A 2,702-nucleotide genomic window follows, 5' to 3' on the forward strand; every position below is an offset into this window, starting at 1 on the left:
TCTCCTATATACCTAGTGATTCGCCCTTTTGGGAAAACTTTTTGGTTTACTGTTATGAATACTTGCCGCAGGACTGTGAGCAGATGCAGTTATTGTGCGATCGCATGGGTCGGGTGTACTCCAGTGAACTTGAGGAGTCGGTGCAGAGGTTTCTGGAGTCGCTGGGGAAACTCAATCGGGCTTATTTGACGGCGTTGGAGGAGAAGGTGTTGAGTTTGTTGGAAGCTGAAATAAAAAACTAATGTAACAATGCTTTGAGTAATTGATTATGGCAGGAGTGTATTTTGATACTAATTATCAAACAAAGAGCAACGTTAGAAGAATTTCATCAAATGCTGCAAACTTTGGAACTATATATCAAAATAGCAGTAGACATAGAAAGAGGAATTTTAGCGGGGGGAGGAGAGAAACACGCCTATTGTGAAGCGGCATTGCTTGAAGATGGTAGTAGACAACGGGATATTTGGGGAGCAGACTGGATTCCTTATGATCAATCAATCGCTTATGAATCGATTATCAACATACGTCCCAGTCAAAATAATCGCTCAATGCTAATTCAAGACTCAGAAATTCGAGAACGTGTTAAAAAAATTGCTCAGGAGTTAATTGGTGGATATGAACCAGAACTGGGATGAAAAACAAGCAAGGTTTCAAAGCGAAAATACCTCAAGTCGTTTAGGACATATAGCTTCCAATTTAGCTAGAGTGAGAACGTTTTGTAATACTGCTTACCCTGAAGCTGTTAAGAGTGTAGCAGATGAAACTATATGTTTTATTGAATGGACAGCAGCAGAAATTGAACCAGAATATGCTGAAGAATTAGTGAACATTCAAGTTCAACTAGCACGGTGGAAATTAAATTTTGATAGTCTTTGGTCTGATGAGAGCGAACGCATGAATATGTCCGAGCAAGCTAGTGTTTGGTCAGGGCGAGTATTAGATATGTCAGGGTTATTGTCTCAATTCATCTAAAACTTTTGCACAATGCGTTAGATAATAAAATAAATGGAAAAATGACCCGTACTTTTAATCCTGATTCTTATGGTAAATTGCTAGCAGAATATCAGCCAAAAATAATTACTACCGAAGAAGAAAACGAACAAGCTATCAAACTGGCTTTAACTTTAGAACATCGTCCCAAGCGTACACCCGAAGAAGATATACTATTGGAACTGTTGCTGACATTAATTGAGAAATTTGAACAAATCCATTACCCAATCCCTAAAGGTACACCCCATTCGATGTTAATCCATTTGATGGACGCAGGCGATGTTACGACTGAAGCATTAGCTGAGGTCATTGGTTCACTAGAAGTTGCATTGCAAATTGTCAATGGTGATTGCACCATTAGTAAAACTCAAGCAGAAGCACTGGCGGACTATTTTCATGTGGATGCCAGTTTATTCACCTAGTTGGTTTTTGGTTACAGAAATTTAATTGGAGCCTACGAATGTGATTGCTACTCTGATCCAAGGTAATACCTTGCATATTTAGCGATGGCGTAACCGCCCCGCAGGAGGCGATTGCGCGGAGCGCAGTGCCGGAGGTAATCGCATTTCACGGGTGTATTCCCCTGCACTAGAGGAGTCGGTGCAGAGGTTTTTGGAGTCGCTGGGGAAGGTGAACCGGGCTTATTTGACGGACTTAGAGGAGACTGAGATTAAATACTAATTCAACAATGCTTCAGGCAGTCTATTGTATTTTAATACGTAAGAAAAATTACTATAATTAATATTAAATTATTATTGGAAAATTTGCTAAATTCAATAGTGGTAAAATGCTGAGGCAGGCGGAAAAGTATAATGGAAAAATTTGCGATGTAACTTACCGTGGCGTGCATATTTTCCATTACCAGAATCCGCGGCTTTTGAAGCTGGAAAACTGTCAGGAACAACCCCCACCGATTGGGTTAATTCGGAATAATTGGAAACGGAATAGTTGATGCATAGACATTCATATTGGGTTATTCCGATTCATCGACTGGATAATGTCGTTACCAGAGGAATTAGCCAACAACTTTAAAACAGAATTAAGAAATGAAGAGGAGGCAGGTAGAATGCGTTACGTAACCAGCATTGAACGTTTAGCGAAACAAGAAGGTAGAGAAGAAGGTAGGTTAGTTACCTCGGCAGATTAATTCTCCGTATTTACTTATCTTCACATAGTTTGGTGTTTTCTTGCCTACCTACTTATTCATAGACAAGCGATCGCCATACCTTCACTAATTGAACGTTGTTTAGAATCGATGTTGTCAGAGATCATCAGAAATTCCTTCAAAGTGAACCGTTAATTTACCTTCACTGGCAACTCCCCAAACTTCGGACTCCACCACCCTTTAGCTGTATTGAAATAGGCCACATCCTTGTGTTTCTTATCCTGACGAGACTGAGGATCTGAACACCGGAGCATCGTTTTCTGCTGCCCATCCTTGGTATAACTGTATTCCTCCAAAGGCTTCTGACACACAGGGCAAGGATGCGGAGTGATTTTAGCAGGAGGTTTTTGTTGACTTTCTTGAGCGCGAGGGGCTTCCCAGGTCTTAGAACGTTCGCTCCAAAACAGCACCACATTCTCACAACCACTGGTACATTTAAGAAAATACTTTTTCTTGACCTTAGTGCTGGGTATTTTGGACATCAAACTATTGCACCTTAGTGGTGCAGAAAACTTTTTGGAGTCTCAAGTTGAAAAAACAGTAACAC

General features: G+C 40.5%; 4 protein-coding genes and 2 pseudogenes. 5 read left to right on the forward strand and 1 reads right to left on the reverse strand.

The annotated features are described in order from the left end of the window. From ACM0OS_RS28685 to ACM0OS_RS28705, 5 genes and pseudogenes are all read left to right on the forward strand, one after another. Positions 1-242: pseudogene (locus tag ACM0OS_RS28685) on the forward strand (hypothetical protein); the annotation flags it as partial. 42 nt (positions 243-284) lie between these two features. Next, entirely contained in the window at positions 285-635 is a 351-nt protein-coding gene (locus ACM0OS_RS28690) for a DUF5674 family protein (RefSeq protein ID WP_414546575.1), read from the forward strand. Then, entirely contained in the window at positions 616-972 is a 357-nt protein-coding gene (locus tag ACM0OS_RS28695) for a hypothetical protein (protein WP_414546576.1), read from the forward strand. The genes ACM0OS_RS28690 and ACM0OS_RS28695 overlap by 20 nt, the downstream gene beginning before the upstream one ends. Positions 973-1,013: 41 nt before the next feature. Next, a complete protein-coding gene (locus tag ACM0OS_RS28700; protein ID WP_414546577.1) occupies positions 1,014-1,412 on the forward strand; it encodes a helix-turn-helix domain-containing protein in 399 nt (132 codons plus the stop codon). Positions 1,413-1,987: 575 nt separating this feature from the next. After that, the gene (locus tag ACM0OS_RS28705; RefSeq protein WP_414546578.1) at positions 1,988-2,137 is read left to right on the forward strand and encodes a hypothetical protein; all 150 of its coding nucleotides are present in this window, start codon (positions 1,988-1,990) and stop codon (positions 2,135-2,137) included. 149 nt (positions 2,138-2,286) lie between these two features. Here the strand turns inward: ACM0OS_RS28705 and ACM0OS_RS28710 are convergent. Next, positions 2,287-2,649, reverse strand: a pseudogene (locus ACM0OS_RS28710) (DNA topoisomerase I); the annotation flags it as partial. Positions 2,650-2,702 lie beyond the last annotated feature (53 nt).

It is taken from the genome of Nostoc sp. CCY0012 (genome assembly GCF_963920855.1).
Lineage (GTDB): Bacteria > Cyanobacteriota > Cyanobacteriia > Cyanobacteriales > Nostocaceae > Cyanocohniella.

Bases quoted from the DNA above. Each gene is read 5' to 3' on its own strand.
- ACM0OS_RS28695 (WP_414546576.1), top strand. From the start codon at position 616: ATGAACCAGAACTGGGATGAAAAACAAGCAAGGTTTCAAAGCGAAAAT.
- ACM0OS_RS28700 (WP_414546577.1), top strand. From the start codon at position 1,014: ATGACCCGTACTTTTAATCCTGATTCTTATGGTAAATTGCTAGCAGAA.
- ACM0OS_RS28705 (WP_414546578.1), top strand. From the start codon at position 1,988: ATGTCGTTACCAGAGGAATTAGCCAACAACTTTAAAACAGAATTAAGA.